Source organism: Cytobacillus oceanisediminis (assembly GCF_022811925.1).
GTDB lineage: Bacteria > Bacillota > Bacilli > Bacillales > Cytobacillaceae > Cytobacillus > Cytobacillus oceanisediminis_D.
On record NZ_CP065511.1, the window covers coordinates 1391714 to 1406578 of the forward strand.

Here is a 14865-nt window from a genome sequence, read left to right on the forward strand (position 1 = left end):
TATTTATATCCGTCGCTGCGATATGAACGAAAAACATTTTCACAGACGACGGATAGCTTATAAAAAAAGTGTTGACAACTAAATTCAACACATGTTATATTTATAAAGTCGCTTCTGAGCGATAAGGCAAAATATAGCAAAGAGAAATTGATCTTTGAAAACTGAACGAACAAAAACGTCAACGTTAATTCTTTAGTCTTTTTTGAAAAGACAACTTATGAGCTTAATCAACTCTTATATGGAGAGTTTGATCCTGGCTCAGGACGAACGCTGGCGGCGTGCCTAATACATGCAAGTCGAGCGGACAGATGGGAGCTTGCTCCTGAAGTCAGCATGGACGGGTGAGTAACACGTGGGCAACCTGCCTGTAAGACTGGGATAACTCCGGGAAACCGGGGCTAATACCGGATAATTCTTTCCCTCACATGAGGGAAAGCTGAAAGATGGTTTCGGCTATCACTTACAGATGGGCCCGCGGCGCATTAGCTAGTTGGTGAGGTAACGGCTCACCAAGGCAACGATGCGTAGCCGACCTGAGAGGGTGATCGGCCACACTGGGACTGAGACACGGCCCAGACTCCTACGGGGCGAGTAGGGAATCTTCCGCAATGGACGAAAGTCTGACGGAGCAACGCGCGTGAGTGATGAAGGTTTTCGGATCGTAAAACTCTGTTGTTAGGGAAGAACAAGTACCGGAGTAACTGCCGGTACCTTGACGGTACCTAACCAGAAAGCCACGGCTAACTACGTGCCAGCAGCCGCGGTAATACGTAGGTGGCAAGCGTTGTCCGGAATTATTGGGCGTAAAGCGCGCGCAGGCGGTTCCTTAAGTCTGATGTGAAAGCCCCCGGCTCAACCGGGGAGGGTCATTGGAAACTGGGGAACTTGAGTGCAGAAGAGAAGAGTGGAATTCCACGTGTAGCGGTGAAATGCGTAGAGATGTGGAGGAACACCAGTGGCGAAGGCGACTCTTTGGTCTGTAACTGACGCTGAGGCGCGAAAGCGTGGGGAGCAAACAGGATTAGATACCCTGGTAGTCCACGCCGTAAACGATGAGTGCTAAGTGTTAGAGGGTTTCCGCCCTTTAGTGCTGCAGCAAACGCATTAAGCACTCCGCCTGGGGAGTACGGCCGCAAGGCTGAAACTCAAAGGAATTGACGGGGGCCCGCACAAGCGGTGGAGCATGTGGTTTAATTCGAAGCAACGCGAAGAACCTTACCAGGTCTTGACATCTCCTGACAACCCTAGAGATAGGGCGTTCCCCTTCGGGGGACAGGATGACAGGTGGTGCATGGTTGTCGTCAGCTCGTGTCGTGAGATGTTGGGTTAAGTCCCGCAACGAGCGCAACCCTTGATCTTAGTTGCCAGCATTCAGTTGGGCACTCTAAGGTGACTGCCGGTGACAAACCGGAGGAAGGTGGGGATGACGTCAAATCATCATGCCCCTTATGACCTGGGCTACACACGTGCTACAATGGATGGTACAAAGGGCTGCGAGACCGCGAGGTTAAGCGAATCCCATAAAACCATTCTCAGTTCGGATTGCAGGCTGCAACTCGCCTGCATGAAGCCGGAATCGCTAGTAATCGCGGATCAGCATGCCGCGGTGAATACGTTCCCGGGCCTTGTACACACCGCCCGTCACACCACGAGAGTTTGTAACACCCGAAGTCGGTGGGGTAACCATTTGGAGCCAGCCGCCTAAGGTGGGACAGATGATTGGGGTGAAGTCGTAACAAGGTAGCCGTATCGGAAGGTGCGGCTGGATCACCTCCTTTCTAAGGATATTTACATGAAACGTGACGCGTTTTGTTCGTTTAGTTTTGAGAGTCCAATCTCTCAATGATAGATTCGTTCTTTGAAAACTAGATAATGTTAATGAAGAAGCAATAACCGAGTAATCGCCATTTTAGTGAATTCTCTCTATGTTAAATAGAGTTAAAAACCTTTGATGCTGTTCATCTTCGATGAACCCGTCAAATACGGTTAAGTTATGAAGGGCGCACGGTGAATGCCTTGGCACTAGGAGCCGATGAAGGACGGTACTAACACCGATATGCTTCGGGGAGCTGTAAGTAAGCTTTGATCCGGAGATTTCCGAATGGGGAAACCCCCTATCCGTAATGGGATAGGATCTTTACCTGAATACATAGGGTATTGAAGGCAGACCCGGGGAACTGAAACATCTAAGTACCCGGAGGAAGAGAAAGCAAACGCGATTCCCTGAGTAGCATGAGCGAAACGGGATTAGCCCAAACCAGGAGGCTTGCCTCCTGGGGTTGTAGGACACTCTACACGGAGTTACAAAGGAACGAGGTAAATGAACAGGTCTGGAAAGGCCGGCCAGAGAAGGTAAAAGCCCTGTAGTTGAAACTTCGTTCCTCCAGAGTGGATCCTGAGTACGGCGGGACACGAGAAATCCGTCGGAAGCAGGGAGGACCATCTCCCAAGGCTAAATACTCCCTAGTGACCGATAGTGAACCAGTACCGTGAGGGAAAGGTGAAAAGCACCCCGGAAGGGGAGTGAAAGAGATCCTGAAACCGTGTGCCTACAAGTAGTTAGAGCCCGTTAATGGGTGATAGCGTGCCTTTTGTAGAATGAACCGGCGAGTTACGATTACATGCGAGGTTAAGTTGAAGAGACGGAGCCGCAGCGAAAGCGAGTCTGAATAGGGCGAATGAGTATGTGGTCGTAGACCCGAAACCAGGTGATCTACCCATGTCCAGGGTGAAGTCCAGGTAACACTGGATGGAGGCCGAACCCACGCACGTTGAAAAGTGCGGGGATGAGGTGTGGTAGCGGAGAAATTCCAATCGAACTTGGAGATAGCTGGTTCTCTCCGAAATAGCTTTAGGCTAGCCTCATGTAGTAAGAGTCTTGGAGGTAGAGCACTGTTTGGACTAGGGGCCCCCATCGGGTTACCGAATTCAGACAAACTCCGAATGCCAAAGACTTATCCATGGGAGTCAGACTGCGAGTGATAAGATCCGTAGTCAAGAGGGAAACAGCCCAGACCACCAGCTAAGGTCCCAAAGTATACGTTAAGTGGAAAAGGATGTGGAGTTGCTTAGACAACCAGGATGTTGGCTTAGAAGCAGCCACCATTTAAAGAGTGCGTAATAGCTCACTGGTCGAGTGACTCCGCGCCGAAAATGTACCGGGGCTAAACGTATCACCGAAGCTGTGGATTGACATCTTACGATGTCAGTGGTAGGAGAGCGTTCTAAGGGCGTTGAAGCGGGATCGCAAGGACCCGTGGAGCGCTTAGAAGTGAGAATGCCGGTATGAGTAGCGAAAGATGGGTGAGAATCCCATCCACCGAATGCCTAAGGTTTCCTGAGGAAGGCTCGTCCGCTCAGGGTTAGTCGGGACCTAAGCCGAGGCTGAAAAGCGTAGGCGATGGACAACAGGTTGATATTCCTGTACCACCTCTTTACCGTTTGAGCAATGGGGGGACGCAGGAGGATAGGGTAAGCGCGCTGCTGGATTAGCGCGTCCAAGCAGTTAGGCCGGTAACGAGGCAAATCCGTTACCACACAGGCTGAGCTGTGACGGCGAGGAAGTTTAGTACCGAAGTTCCTGATTCCACACTGCCAAGAAAAGCCTCTAGCGAGGGAAAAGGTGCCCGTACCGCAAACCGACACAGGTAGGCGAGGAGAGAATCCTAAGGTGAGCGAGAGAACTCTCGTTAAGGAACTCGGCAAAATGACCCGTAACTTCGGGAGAAGGGGTGCTCATTAGGTGCATAGCCCTGATGAGCAGTGAATAGGCCCAGGCGACTGTTTAGCAAAACACAGGTCTCTGCGAAGCAAGGCGAAGTATAGGGCTGACGCCTGCCCGGTGCTGGAAGGTTAAGAGGAGAGGTTAGCGCAAGCGAAGCTTTGAATCGAAGCCCCAGTAAACGGCCGTAACTATAACGGTCCTAAGGTAGCGAAATTCCTTGTCGGGTAAGTTCCGACCCGCACGAAAGGCGTAACGATCTGGGCACTGTCTCAACGAGAGACTCGGTGAAATTATAGTACCTGTGAAGATGCAGGTTACCCGCGACAGGACGGAAAGACCCGTGGAGCTTTACTGTAGCCTGATATTGAATTTTGGTACAGCTTGTACAGGATAGGTAGGAGCCTGAGAAGCCGGAGCGCCAGCTTCGGTGGAGGCGTCGGTGGATACTACCCTGGCTGTATTGAAATTCTAACCCGCGCCCCTTATCGGGGCGGGAGACAGTGTCAGGTGGGCAGTTTGACTGGGGCGGTCGCCTCCTAAAAGTAACGGAGGCGCCCAAAGGTTCCCTCAGAATGGTTGGAAATCATTCGCAGAGTGTAAAGGCACAAGGGAGCTTGACTGCGAGACCTACAAGTCGAGCAGGGACGAAAGTCGGGCTTAGTGATCCGGTGGTTCCGCATGGAAGGGCCATCGCTCAACGGATAAAAGCTACCCCGGGATAACAGGCTTATCTCCCCAAGAGTCCACATCGACGGGAGGTTTGGCACCTCGATGTCGGCTCATCGCATCCTGGGGCTGTAGTCGGTCCCAAGGGTTGGGCTGTTCGCCCATTAAAGCGGTACGCGAGCTGGGTTCAGAACGTCGTGAGACAGTTCGGTCCCTATCCGTCGTGGGCGCAGGAAATTTGAGAGGAGCTGTCCTTAGTACGAGAGGACCGGGATGGACGCACCGCTGGTGTACCAGTTGTCTTGCCAAAGGCATCGCTGGGTAGCTATGTGCGGAAGGGATAAGTGCTGAAAGCATCTAAGCATGAAGCCCCCCTCGAGATGAGATTTCCCATAGCGTCAAGCTAGTAAGATCCCTGAAAGATGATCAGGTTGATAGGTCAGAGGTGGAAGCGTGGCGACATGTGGAGCTGACTGATACTAATCGATCGAGGACTTAACCAAAAAGAAAAGCGAAGGCGACTGTTCAACTTCGAGAGACGTTGGAGAGCCGGCCATTCAAATCCTGGTTTTGGGATTTGGAGGGACGGATCGAAACGGCCGAGAAGTTAGGAGCCGAAGCTAGACAAGTCATTGGTTATTACTCGGCAAACACTTCTTCATGCATTATCTAGTTTTGAGGGAACGAAAAAAAGTAAATTTCCTCTTGAAAAATGATAGAAAGACGGTATAATAATACTTGTCTTTGAAAAATAGTCTGGTGGCGATGGCGAGAAGGTCACACCCGTTCCCATACCGAACACGGAAGTTAAGCTTCTCAGCGCCAATGGTAGTTAGGGGCTGTCCCCTTGTGAGAGTAGGACGCTGCCGGGCTGTTTTACAAATATCATTATTCCGCAGTAGCTCAGTGGTAGAGCATTCGGCTGTTAACCGAACGGTCGTAGGTTCGAATCCTACCTGCGGAGCCAAATGGAGAGCTGTCCGAGTGGCCGAAGGAGCACGATTGGAAATCGTGTATACGCTAACCGCGTATCAAGGGTTCAAATCCCTTGCTCTCCGCCATTATAATTTCACATTGGCCCCTTGGTCAAGCGGTTAAGACACCGCCCTTTCACGGCGGTAACACGGGTTCGAATCCCGTAGGGGTCACCATTTTGGAGGATTAGCTCAGCTGGGAGAGCATCTGCCTTACAAGCAGAGGGTCGGCGGTTCGATCCCGTCATCCTCCACCATATTATTGTCGCGGGGTGGAGCAGTCCGGTAGCTCGTCGGGCTCATAACCCGAAGGTCGCAGGTTCAAATCCTGCCCCCGCAATCTGGTCCGGTAGTTCAGTTGGTTAGAATGCCTGCCTGTCACGCAGGAGGTCGCGGGTTCGAGTCCCGTCCGGACCGCCATTTTTACAAAGTAAATAATATGTGGCTCAGTAGCTCAGTCGGTAGAGCAAAGGACTGAAAATCCTTGTGTCGGCGGTTCGATTCCGTCCTGAGCCACCTTTACTGAATTGATTAGCCGGTGTAGCTCAATTGGTAGAGCAACTGACTTGTAATCAGTAGGTTGGGGGTTCAAGTCCTCTCGCCGGCACCATTTTTTTATGTTAATATGGAGGGGTAGCGAAGTGGCTAAACGCGGCGGACTGTAAATCCGCTCCTTCGGGTTCGGCAGTTCGAATCTGCCCCCCTCCACCATTTATATAGGGGTATAGTTTAATGGTAAAACGAAGGTCTCCAAAACCTTTGATGTGGGTTCGATTCCTACTACCCCTGCCAATATAATAATGGCGGCTGTGGCGAAGTGGTTAACGCATCGGATTGTGGCTCCGACACTCGTGGGTTCGATTCCCATCAGTCGCCCCATAATTTTTAAGTAACAGTACGAGTATAACTCTCATATAAATGTAATATGAATGATCAATGGGCTATAGCCAAGCGGTAAGGCACCGGACTTTGACTCCGTCACTCGCAGGTTCGAATCCTGCTAGCCCAGCCATTTTGCGGAAGTAGTTCAGTGGTAGAACATCACCTTGCCAAGGTGGGGGTCGCGGGTTCGAATCCCGTCTTCCGCTCCAGAATAAACTTCAAATTATGGCGGCATAGCCAAGTGGTAAGGCAGAGGTCTGCAAAACCTTTACCACCGGTTCGAATCCGGTTGCCGCCTCCATAATCTAAATCTTGATTCGCTTATATACGCCGGGGTGGCGGAACTGGCAGACGCACAGGACTTAAAATCCTGCGGTAGGTGACTACCGTACCGGTTCGATTCCGGTCCTCGGCACCACAAGATTTACTACATTTTAATATGCCGGTGTGGCGGAATTGGCAGACGCGCACGACTCAAAATCGTGTTCCTTCTGGAGTGTCGGTTCGACCCCGACCACCGGTATCTGAAAAGAGGTTTCCTTTATTGGGAAACCTTTTTTTGTTCAGGAATTAATTTTAATTATGGGATCCCTATCATTTGAAAAATGTTGCTGCTTGGGTTGTAAACAGAAATTATATATGGCTCCGAACGATTCAGAGGGGACTTTCGAATGGGGTTCTGAATTGTTCGGAGCCATATATTGAATTGTTTAATTAGTATTTTAACTTGGCTACCTTAAAAAAATATAAGAGCATCATTCATTAGTTAAATATGAAGAATGAAACGAAAAAGATTAGACGTGCTTGTAATAGCTACATATGAAGAGCAGGAATGAAAGAGAGCTAAACGTGCGCGATTCTAGCAATATGAGAAGAGGAGGGGAACGAAAGAGAGCTAAACGTGCCCGATCTTAGCAATATGCGAAGAGGAAGGGGGCGAAAGGGCAGTATTCATCTGGAAGCCTTATAATAAATACTGAAGTCTTTATTTATAATATGATGATTTTCCCGTATTTATTAGCGTGTAATTATTTACAAGGATCTTTCTTATAGTTTTCTTTGAGTACATGGTTTTGCACCATTCATGTATATTAGCTGTAGTAACTTTTAGTTCTGGAAATAATAATCTATATTCATCTACACTTCTGGTAACTGCATGAGTAATATCCTCTTTTTATTCCACATTTTAGGCATATCATAGTTAATTTATTGAAAGGCATTATAAAAGTTTTGCAAGATAAGCATGTCATCCACTTCTCCAGGCCTTCAAAAGTATATTCCAATCCCCTGCCAAAAGATGTTTCCTCCAAATGCAAAGACATTAACTTGTCCGCCAGCATTAAATGGTTTTTATTCGCCGGCTGAGGTTTCAATTTTAATTTGTCCATAAATCGCTTAATTTGTGCTGGAAATATAGCGGGAAGATTCATTGTGGATTGATATAGGTGGAATCCGGGGTTAATAAAAATAAGAAGAGCCTTAAGAGGGGTTTTTACTCTCAATTCCTGCAGCAGTCTTCTCAGGAGGGATTCACATCGCTGCAGCTGCAGAAGAGGGTTCTTAACTTCTGTATTTGTTTGTGCGGTGTACCATCTGTCTTGTTCGATATAAAAGTCTCCCTCATAATTCTTAACTTCAAAAATATAGATACAGTCCCCAGTGATTAATAGTGAATCTATCTGGAAAAAGGTGTTACTGTAATCGAACAATAAATCATGAAGAATAGTCCATTCCTCAGGCGATTCTTCTAGCAGCTCATCAAATATCTTCTCACCTGAAAAACCTTTTTCTAAATTAAGAAAGTGGCTGTAATCTTTAGGGGTAAGCCGCATTCTTCCATGTAAAAACCGAAGCATCTTTAATTCTTCTGGTTCATACCGAAATTTTAATATCATAACTCACATCCCAATATTCAAGATAGCTTCATTCTATGCAATATCTTCCATTAAGGCAAGTTACACCTATAAGAAGTCAAAATATTGCACCATTTTAGTCAATCCAGTCACCTATATATGCAAGCGGCTTCAAATATAATGAAGGAAAGCGTTTGCAAGAGATGAGGGGGCGGTGAAAAGAATTGGAGACAAAGGTTGAGATACAGGAACCAGCAGTTAAGGCAGAGATTAAAACAGTATCTAGGAAAAAAGCAAATCTGAAAAAAATCCTAACGTACAGTGCTTTTGTAGGACCGGCATTAATTTTTTTTCTGGTGATTCAGATCATTCCCTTCTTGATGGGGATTTATTATTCTTTTACGTCCTGGAATGGTGTCAGTTCTGTGGTTGAATGGGTCGGACTTGAAAATTATATTAAGATTTTTAAGAATGATCCTAAGTTTTTTGATTCCTTTATTTTTACTACCAAGTTTATGTTAGCTTCGGTTATTATTAGTAATTTACTAGGTTTTGGGCTTGCATTATTATTGAACGCAGCCTTGAAGTCCAGGAATTTATTGCGGACTGTGTTTTTCATTCCTAATGTTATCGGGGGATTATTGCTTGGGTTCATCTGGCAGTTTATTTTTGTAAAAGGGTTTACTGCAATTGGAAATCTTACAGATCTGTCCGTTTTTAAGCTTCCATGGCTTGGGGATGAGACAACAGCATTCTGGGGAATTGTGATTGTGTTTGCCTGGCAGATCAGCGGATATATGATGGTTATTTATATTGCAGCGCTGCAGGGGGTTGATCAGACACTGCTGGAGGCTGCAAGGATCGATGGAGCATCGAGCTGGACACTTTTGACGAAAATTATCATTCCGCTTATTTTGCCGGCGTTTACGATTTGTTTCTTTTTAACTATTTCAATGGCATTTAAGATTTTCGACCTGAATATTTCACTGACAGGCGGCGGGCCATTTAATTCAACTCAATCTGTTGCGATTAATATCTATCAGGAAGCATTCCAGAATAACAGGTATGGTCTGGGTACCGCGAAATCCATTTTGTTCTTCCTTGTTGTAGCAATTTTTACAACGGTTCAGGTGATGATGACCAAGAAAAGGGAGGTTGAGGCATAATGAATCCCAGATATACGAAGGTTACGTTTCTGCTCGAGATTATAGGAATCGTATTAGGAGTCATATTCCTCATACCTTTTTATTTCGTGATCATCAATTCTGTAAAAGGCTTTGCAGATATTTTGATTGATGCTGCAGCGTGGCCGCAGGAATTTTTATTCTCCAATTACTTGAAGGTATGGGATATCATTAATTTCCCGCGGGCCTTCTGGAATTCGCTTATAATTACGGTGATCAGCAATATTGGACTTGTTGTCATTAGTTCCATGGCTGCCTGGAAGATGGTCCGAACCCAGGGGAAATTCAGCAAAATCCTGTTTGCGTTATTTGTATCTGCAATGGTTATTCCATTCCAGACGGTCATGATACCGCTAATGAAGCTGGGAGGCACGCTGAATCTGACAAACAGCATACCTGGTCTCATCATTATGTATTTTGGCTTTGGTGTACCGTTATCGCTTTTCCTGTATCACGGATTTATTAAAACAGTTCCAATAGAGATAGAAGAATCGGCCCGAATTGATGGGTGCAGCCAGTTTGGGGTCTTTTGGAGAATTGTTTTTCCGCTTCTAAAGCCAATCACTGTCACGGTTGTTATTTTAAATACATTATGGATCTGGAATGATTATCTCCTGCCGCTTCTTGTGCTTCAGGATGCAGAGCTTAGGACGATTCCTTTGGCCACAAGCTCATTCTTTGCACAATATACAAAGCAGTGGGACATGGGACTGGCCGCCCTTGTGATGGGCATTACCCCGGTGGTTATTTTCTTCCTGTTTCTGCAGAGACATATTATTAAAGGCATTGCACAAGGTTCCATTAAATAGTTATAGAGACTTTTCCAGCCAAATGGTCTGTTAAAGTTTATATAAAAAATTATTCAGGGGGGAAACAATATGAAACGCTTTGCTCTATTACTGCTGTCATTGGTTCTGATGGCGGGCATTATGGCGGGCTGTTCTTCTTCGAGCTCTTCAGGGGATGAAAAGCCTAAGGATGATTCAAAGAATGAGGATGAAGTGGTAACATTGAATATGTTCCAGTTTAAAGTGGAGATTGCCGATCAGCTTCAGGAAATGATCGGTGAATTCGAAAAGGAGCATCCGAATATTAAAGTAAAGCTTGAATCAGTCGGCGGCGGTGCAGATTATGGTGCCGCATTAAAAGCAAAGTTTGCATCCGGCGAACAGCCTGACATTTTTAACAATGGCGGATTTAAGGAATTGGAGCTTTGGAAAGAGCATCTTGCAGATCTTTCAAATGAGCCTTGGGCAGAGCATGTGCTTCCAATTGGAAAAGTTCCAATGACCGATACAGACGGCAAACTTTATGGAATGCCTGTAAACCTTGAAGGATACGGTTTCATTTATAATAAGGATTTATTTGAAGAAGCGGGCATTACTGAACCTCCTAATACGATTTCTGAACTGAAGGATGCTGCTGAAAAACTAAAAGATAAAGGTATTACCCCTTTCTCTGCCGGTTACGGAGAGTGGTGGGTCATTGGCCAGCATTTATTAAATATTCCATTTGCACAGCAGGAAGATCCGGTGGCATTTATTGAGGGTCTATACAGCGGATCTGAAAAGATTACTGGCAATGATAAATTTAAAGAATTCAAAGAAGTGCTTGATACTGAAATTAACTTCGGAAATGAAAATCCATTAACAACAGATTACAATACGCAAGTGACGCTATTTGCTTCCGGCAAAACGGCTATGCTTCAGCAGGGGAACTGGACAGAAAACATGATTCTTGAAATCAACCCTGAAATTAATATGGGGTTCCTTCCGATTCCGCTGACTGATGATGAAGCAGAAGCAGACCGCTTACCGGTAGGCGTTCCGAACAACTGGGTTCTTAATAAAAATTCAGAGAATCTGGAAGAAGCAAAATTATTCCTTGACTGGATGGTTTCTTCTGAAACAGGAAAGCGTTATATCACAGAGGAGTTTGCGTTCATTCCTGCCTTCGACAATATCGAGCCAACTGGTTTAGGGCCACTTGGCCAGCATATTCTTGAGTATTCTAAAGAAGAGAAAACCGTTCCTTGGACATGGTTCAGATGGCCAGATGGTGCAAATAAAGAGTTTGCTGCAACAATCCAGGAATACGCTGCAGGAAAGATTGACTATGATACGGTCGTTGAACGCTTCCAGGCATCCTGGGATAATTTGAAATAAATTTGGTTAAACAGGAAGCATGTCTGCGGAAGATATGCTTTCTGTTTTATATTTTTATAATATGCAAAACCCCATAGCAAAAAGGCATCCCCAAAAAGGGAAGTTCGCTTTATACTATTGTAAAAGACAAAGCAGCGGGGGATGTAAATGTTCAAAAAGAGCATTAGGAATAAACTGATTGTTCTATTGATGGTAGCCACGATCGTTCCATTTGGGGCGTCTATAATCATCACATATTATCATACAGCGGAATCATTGAAAGACCAGGCCATTAAGGAAAATAGCAATCTATTATATCAAGGAAAAGTGAACCTGGAGGGTTACATAAATGAGCTGGACGGATTAACACTATCCCTTTACAATAATCCAGGTTTAATAAACTTTTTAAAAGATCCCCAAAAGGAAAATAATTATCAGGCAGTAGAGGCTGTAAGAAATGTGATTTCTACCATACTGTATGCAGAAGAAAATATCAAAAGAGTCAACATTGCTGTTGCAAAGGAAGATCGGCTTATAACAGCTTCCAGGCGCTCTACAGTTATTTTTTCAAAGAAGCTGACAAATGCCAATCAGGAATTTTACGTAAAAGCAAAAGAAAGTCCAAGCAATATGTATCTTGAGCCTATTCATAGGATAAAGGAGCCTGAGGACAAAAAGCCTAAAAATGTAATAACGCTCCACAGATCTTTAATCAATATTCCATCAGATGATGTATTGGCATATATCTCACTGGAGTTCTCACCAGATCAAATAACCAATATCAGCCGTAATCTTTATTCGGGGGATAATGAAGAATTCTATATAATATCTCCTGAAGGTGATTTGATTTACCATTCAACTGATGAAGATACTAAAACGCCTGATTGGATCAATTGGGTGATCAGTACAAATAAAGAAAATGGCACGGTTGAATGGAAAGAAGGTTCATTCAACGGCGTTATGATATACGATCAATTATCGCAAAATTCTGGCGGCTGGTATCTTGTTAAACGTGTCCCATATACCACTTTATATGAAAGTGCATTCAGCGTAGCGAAAATAAATATCATGTTTGGCGTAATCGGACTCATCCTGGTTATTCTCGCCACTCTATTTATATCTGTTAGAATCACTTCACCAATCAGAATCCTGCTGAAATATATTGACCAGGTTGAAAAGGGAAACCTTAATGTCCGTTTTCAATCTTTTGGCAATGATGAGATTGGTTATCTCGGTGATCGATTTAAACAAATGATAGATAAAATTAATGATTTGATTAATCGGGAGTATAAGCTTCAGCTTGAAAACAAGACTAATCAGCTAAAGGTTCTGCAGTCCCAGGTCAATCCGCATTTTTTATACAACGCATTGCAATCGATTGGAACAGCGGCCTTAAAAAATCAAGGTCCGCAGATTTATTCGTCAGTTACCCGCCTTTCTAAAATCATGCGTTACAGCATGAATATGGAGGAGGATATGGTTCCTCTTCAAAGAGAGATTGAACATACCAAGGCCTACCTCCTGCTGCAAAAAGAGCGGTTTGGTGATCAGCTTCAATTCCGTTTTCAGCTTGATGAAGAAGCTTTTGGGTTTCCGGTGCCGAAAATGATCTTACAGCCCATAGTGGAAAATTACTTTAAGCATGGCTTTGATGCGCGGGAAAAAACTGGAGAGGTTAGTATAACCTGCAGACAGGATGAATTTTATCTGGATATTCTGATCGAGGATAATGGCACAGGCGTCTCTGAGAGCAGGCTGGAGGAAATACGATTGCATTTGATGAATGATCGGATAGGGCAAAAGGGTGAGTTAACGAATATCGGACTGAAGAATGTTTACACCCGGTTAAAACTCTATTATGGCAATCGGGCATACCTGCAGCTTAAGAATCTTGAACGAGGCGGGCTGCTTGTTTCTATTAAACTTCCAAAAAGGATGGAAGGTGGATAAGATGAAAGCAATTATTGTGGATGATGAAAAACATGTGAGGGAAGGCTTGATGCTTCTGGCGGATTGGAGCCGCTTTGGAATTGACACAATCATAGAGGCGGTAGATGGAAATGAGGCCATAAAGCTGATTAAAGAGCATCGCCCGGAAATCATATTCACTGATATGAGCATGCCAAAGAAAGATGGCATAAGCCTTTTAAAATGGATTCATTCTTCGGATCTATCCAGCAAGACGATTGTCGTCAGCGGATATGATGATTTTGACTATATGAGGAATGCCATCTGTTATAAAAGCTTTGATTATATCTTGAAGCCTATTGATCCTGAAATATTGAATGAAACCCTGGAGAAAGCCATAAATGAATGGAAACAGCAAAGTCCTCCAGTGGAATGCCAGCAGGAGCATGACGGGGAGATGAATGTGATTCAGCAAATAGAACAGTTTTTGCTGGAAAGCTATAACAAGGATATTAACCTGCAGGAAATTGCAGACAGATTTTATTTAAGCAGGGAGTACATTTCCAGAAAGTTTAAACAGGAATATCAGGCTACCATAACGGATTTTATAACAAATGTCCGTATGAACAAGGCAAAAGAGCTTCTGCAGAACCCTAAACTGAAAATCTATGAAATTGCTTTCCAGGTCGGCTATCAGGATGAAAAGTATTTTAGCAAAGTCTTTAAAAAGACAGAGGGGATTTCCCCTAATGAATATCGAAGTATGAATTAACAGAAGGAGGAAAATCATGATCAACGTGCTTGTCTGGAATGAGAATCGTCATGAACAAAAGGATGCAAAGGTAAGGACTGTCTATCCGGATGGTATTCACGGTGCCATTGCAGATTTTTTAAATGAAGAAGATTATAAAGTAAAGACAGCTACATTGGATGAGCCCCATCATGGACTTAGTGATGCTGTTTTACAGGAAACAGACGTTTTGGTCTGGTGGGGACATCTCGCGCATGGGGAAGTTGAGGATGCAATCGTTGAAAAAGTAAAACAAAGAGTGCTGGAGGGAATGGGGCTGATTGTCCTGCATTCCGGCCATTTCTCTAAGATCTTTAAAGTATTGATGGGAACATCCTGTGATTTAAAGTGGAGAGAAGCTGATGAAAAGGAACGGATTTGGATTGTAGATCCGAGCCATCCCATTGCAGAAGGAATAGGAGAATATATTGAACTTGAAAAAGAAGAAATGTATGGGGAACATTTTGATATCCCTGCACCGGATGAACTTGTAATGGTGAGCTGGTTTGAAGGCGGGGAAGTTTTCCGGAGCGGCTGTACATACAGGCGCGGAAAAGGGAAAATCTTTTATTTTCGCCCAGGACATGAAACGTATCCAACTTATTATCATAAGGATGTTCAGCAGGTTATTAAAAATGCTGTTAAGTGGGCAAAGCCAGCTGATCTTCCCGTACCGGTCTATGGAAATGCAAAGCCGTTGGAGAGAATCAGAGTGAGTCAAGAAGGAGTGGAAAATTAAG

The 14865-nt window shown here is 44.8% G+C and carries 7 protein-coding genes, 16 tRNA genes and 3 rRNA genes; 25 read left to right on the top strand and 1 reads right to left on the bottom strand.

Annotated elements, in window-relative coordinates; genetic code table 11:
* Positions 1–235: 235 nt before the first annotated feature.
* From IRB79_RS07210 to IRB79_RS07300, 19 genes are all read left to right on the top strand, one after another.
* Positions 236–1778: ribosomal RNA gene (locus IRB79_RS07210) — 16S ribosomal RNA — on the top strand.
* A gap of 206 nt (positions 1779–1984) precedes the next feature.
* Positions 1985–4893 (top strand): 23S ribosomal RNA (locus IRB79_RS07215).
* Positions 4894–5145: 252 nt separating this feature from the next.
* Positions 5146–5262 (top strand): 5S ribosomal RNA (gene rrf, locus IRB79_RS07220).
* Together the 16S, 23S and 5S rRNA genes with 16 tRNA genes alongside form the textbook arrangement of a ribosomal RNA operon.
* Positions 5263–5282: 20 nt before the next feature.
* A tRNA-Asn gene (locus tag IRB79_RS07225) sits at positions 5283–5357 on the top strand.
* A 3-nt stretch (positions 5358–5360) separates the two neighbouring features.
* Positions 5361–5451, top strand: a tRNA-Ser gene (locus IRB79_RS07230).
* A gap of 15 nt (positions 5452–5466) precedes the next feature.
* Positions 5467–5541: transfer RNA gene (locus tag IRB79_RS07235), tRNA-Glu, on the top strand.
* Between the two features lie 4 nt (positions 5542–5545).
* Positions 5546–5621: transfer RNA gene (locus tag IRB79_RS07240), tRNA-Val, on the top strand.
* Between the two features lie 9 nt (positions 5622–5630).
* Positions 5631–5704 (top strand) — tRNA-Met (locus IRB79_RS07245).
* 3 nt (positions 5705–5707) lie between these two features.
* Positions 5708–5784, top strand: a tRNA-Asp gene (locus IRB79_RS07250).
* Positions 5785–5807: 23 nt separating this feature from the next.
* Positions 5808–5880, top strand: a tRNA-Phe gene (locus tag IRB79_RS07255).
* Positions 5881–5898: 18 nt separating this feature from the next.
* A tRNA-Thr gene (locus IRB79_RS07260) sits at positions 5899–5974 on the top strand.
* A gap of 17 nt (positions 5975–5991) precedes the next feature.
* Positions 5992–6075: transfer RNA gene (locus IRB79_RS07265), tRNA-Tyr, on the top strand.
* Between the two features lie 7 nt (positions 6076–6082).
* Positions 6083–6156, top strand: a tRNA-Trp gene (locus tag IRB79_RS07270).
* Positions 6157–6167: 11 nt separating this feature from the next.
* A tRNA-His gene (locus IRB79_RS07275) sits at positions 6168–6243 on the top strand.
* A gap of 58 nt (positions 6244–6301) precedes the next feature.
* Positions 6302–6376: transfer RNA gene (locus tag IRB79_RS07280), tRNA-Gln, on the top strand.
* 4 nt (positions 6377–6380) lie between these two features.
* A tRNA-Gly gene (locus IRB79_RS07285) sits at positions 6381–6455 on the top strand.
* 18 nt (positions 6456–6473) lie between these two features.
* Positions 6474–6547, top strand: a tRNA-Cys gene (locus IRB79_RS07290).
* 28 nt (positions 6548–6575) lie between these two features.
* Positions 6576–6664 (top strand) — tRNA-Leu (locus IRB79_RS07295).
* A 23-nt stretch (positions 6665–6687) separates the two neighbouring features.
* Positions 6688–6769: transfer RNA gene (locus IRB79_RS07300), tRNA-Leu, on the top strand.
* Between the two features lie 610 nt (positions 6770–7379).
* On the opposite strand, the gene IRB79_RS07305 is transcribed toward IRB79_RS07300, so the two are convergent.
* Entirely contained in the window at positions 7380–8141 is a 762-nt protein-coding gene (locus IRB79_RS07305; RefSeq protein ID WP_347815351.1) for a nuclease-related domain-containing protein, read from the bottom strand.
* Positions 8142–8323: 182 nt separating this feature from the next.
* Between IRB79_RS07305 and IRB79_RS07310 the strand changes: the two genes are divergently transcribed.
* The 6 genes from IRB79_RS07310 to IRB79_RS07335 all read left to right on the top strand — a co-directional run bounded on the left by IRB79_RS07310 (position 8324) and on the right by IRB79_RS07335 (position 14864).
* The gene (locus IRB79_RS07310; protein ID WP_243507734.1) at positions 8324–9265 is read left to right on the top strand and encodes a carbohydrate ABC transporter permease; all 942 of its coding nucleotides are present in this window, start codon (positions 8324–8326) and stop codon (positions 9263–9265) included.
* Complete coding sequence (locus tag IRB79_RS07315; protein ID WP_243507735.1) at positions 9265–10092, top strand: carbohydrate ABC transporter permease; 828 nt, start codon at positions 9265–9267, stop codon at positions 10090–10092. The genes IRB79_RS07310 and IRB79_RS07315 overlap by 1 nt, the downstream gene beginning before the upstream one ends.
* Before the next feature lie 69 nt (positions 10093–10161).
* Positions 10162–11448 (top strand): ABC transporter substrate-binding protein, encoded by a 1287-nt coding sequence (locus IRB79_RS07320; protein ID WP_243507737.1) that lies wholly within the window; start codon positions 10162–10164, stop codon positions 11446–11448.
* Between the two features lie 147 nt (positions 11449–11595).
* Positions 11596–13377 (top strand): sensor histidine kinase, encoded by a 1782-nt coding sequence (locus IRB79_RS07325; RefSeq protein ID WP_243507738.1) that lies wholly within the window; start codon positions 11596–11598, stop codon positions 13375–13377.
* 1 nt (position 13378) lies between these two features.
* Positions 13379–14107: a response regulator transcription factor gene (locus IRB79_RS07330; RefSeq protein ID WP_243507740.1), complete on the top strand. Its 729-nt coding sequence runs from the start codon at positions 13379–13381 to the stop codon at positions 14105–14107.
* A gap of 16 nt (positions 14108–14123) precedes the next feature.
* Complete coding sequence (locus IRB79_RS07335) at positions 14124–14864, top strand: ThuA domain-containing protein (RefSeq protein WP_243507742.1); 741 nt, start codon at positions 14124–14126, stop codon at positions 14862–14864.
* Position 14865: the final 1 nt, after the last annotated feature.